Origin of the sequence: Acetivibrio ethanolgignens (assembly GCF_001461035.1) — a bacterium.
Lineage (GTDB): Bacteria > Bacillota > Clostridia > Lachnospirales > Lachnospiraceae > Velocimicrobium > Velocimicrobium ethanolgignens.
On record NZ_LNAM01000065.1, the window covers coordinates 1 to 2,035 of the forward strand.

The 2,035-nt window shown below is 44.8% G+C and carries 3 protein-coding genes; all 3 read left to right on the forward strand.

Going from position 1 to position 2,035, the window contains the following annotated elements:
* A partial coding sequence (locus ASU35_RS04110; RefSeq protein WP_278278053.1) for an RHS repeat-associated core domain-containing protein occupies positions 1-1,266 on the forward strand: 1,266 nt, incomplete at its 5' end.
* Between the two features lie 36 nt (positions 1,267-1,302).
* Positions 1,303-1,539, forward strand: coding sequence for a hypothetical protein (locus tag ASU35_RS04115; RefSeq protein WP_058351792.1), 237 nt, complete (start codon positions 1,303-1,305; stop codon positions 1,537-1,539).
* 10 nt (positions 1,540-1,549) lie between these two features.
* Positions 1,550-1,906 (forward strand): hypothetical protein, encoded by a 357-nt coding sequence (locus tag ASU35_RS04120; RefSeq protein WP_058351793.1) that lies wholly within the window; start codon positions 1,550-1,552, stop codon positions 1,904-1,906.
* Positions 1,907-2,035 lie beyond the last annotated feature (129 nt).

The following is a 2,035-nucleotide window of genomic DNA, read 5'->3' on the forward strand; positions in this document are numbered from 1 at the left end:
GAAAGCCTGACCGACGCCAGCGGAAGGCCGGTGTTTTATGAGTACGACTGGCGTGGAAATTTAACCAGCGTGAGGGATGGAGATAGAAATATACTGGTACAGTATACCCACACAGCTGGTGGCAAACTGGAAGAAATCCATCATGGCAACGGCCTTTGCACCCGCTATGAATACGATACGGAGGGGAATATCATCCATCGGCACCTTCAGAGAGAGGACGGGGAAACCATCTCCGACCTGCGGTATGCATACGACCTGAATGGGAACCGTACCCTGAAGCAGGGAAGCTGCCTGCTTTCCGGTGGCAGCCTGACGGATTTGGCGGTATCCTACCGTTATGATTCTATGGACCGTCTGGTAAGCGAGACCTGCCAGGGGGAGGAAACCTCCTATGTGTATGACCGGTGTGGAAACCGCTTGAAAAAGCTGGATAAAAATGGAACGGAGGAGTACCATTATAACCGGAAAAACCAGCTGATCTGCCGCTTTTCAGAAAAAGAGAAAACGGCATATCGCTATGACCGGCAGGGAAACCTGCTGGAAGCAGCGGGGGCAGAGGGAACAACGGTATTTTCGTACAATGGGTTCCACCAGCAGACAGCCGTGACCATGCCCGACGGAAAGCGTATGGAGAACCAGTATGACGCAGAATACCTGCGTGCCGGAACAGTGGAAAACGGAACAGTCACAACTTTTTCGTACCATAACGGGGAACTCCTTGCAGAGAGCAGTCCAGACGGCGATACCATAAGCCGTTATATTCCGGGGTACGGAGTGGCGGCAGGCTGGAACCGGGAAAGGAGCGGCTACCACTACTACCATCTGGACGAGCAGAACAGCACTGCCTATATCACGGGAAGCAGCGGGGGGATAGAAAACCAGTACGAGTACGATGCGTTTGGCGTAATCAAAAATAGCCGGGAGGAGCTCCCAAACAGAATCCTCTACACGGGACAGCAGTATGACCAGGAAAGCGGCCAGTACTATCTGCGGGCAAGGTTTTATAACCCGGTGCTGGGAAGGTTTGTGCAGGAGGATGTGTACCGTGGGGATGGGCTGAACCTGTATGCGTACTGTAAGAATAATCCGGTGGTGTACTATGATCCGAGCGGGTACAACGCTAAAACTAACCAACCGTGTGAGAAGGAGACAGGTGAGGGAGGAAATGGCACAGGAGAGTATGGTAGTAAGACCAGCTATGGAAAGTCAAGTGGAAAACAAAAAACAGGACCAAAACCTCAGGGAACAGGTGCACATAACTTGTAAATTGAAGAAATAGCTAGCCAGGTTACAGATGGCACTGTGATTGCTGGTGGAGGAAGAATATGTCCAAATCCAGAGGCGATAATTCAGACTCCTAATGGGTTAAAGAAAACTAGAAGACCAGATATATTAGTGCAAAGACCAGATGGCACCTTATATGGTCTTAATGTTGGAAAAACTACGGCAAAAGGAGCACCTATAAAAAGAGAAGTTGAAGCTTTATATGATCTAGAAGATCATGGTTTACCAATGTATTTTGTGGGATATGATAAATAGGAGAATTTATATGGCAAGGATGAATGTGCAATTTCACGCAACGATAGAAGATATTTTTGATTTTCTTGTGAGTATGTTGAATATGAAATATTATATAAAAGGTACAATATTGTTTCCTGATTTTGAAAGTTATAGTATTTCTGAAATTGTTAGTGTAAATGATATCAAAAAGTATGATAGTTTTTTTATATCTAAAGAGATAATTGAAGATGCTAGTAGTTACAATGAGTTTGTAACGAAACAATTTAACAATATAGGAATAGATATCGGATCACAAAAAGAGGAAACTATGACAGAAATGATAATGTGGATTTGTTCAGAAGATGAAATAGATTCTGATTTTAGGAAAATAATTAGTGTCTGCTGATTAAGCAGACATTTGCAACTTCCAACTCTTACATCTGCTCCAGTCACACCAAAATCGGAACAGATGCAAAAGAGCACAAAGTATTCGCCTCTGAATCCTAAACAAATTCATCACGAATACAGATAATGC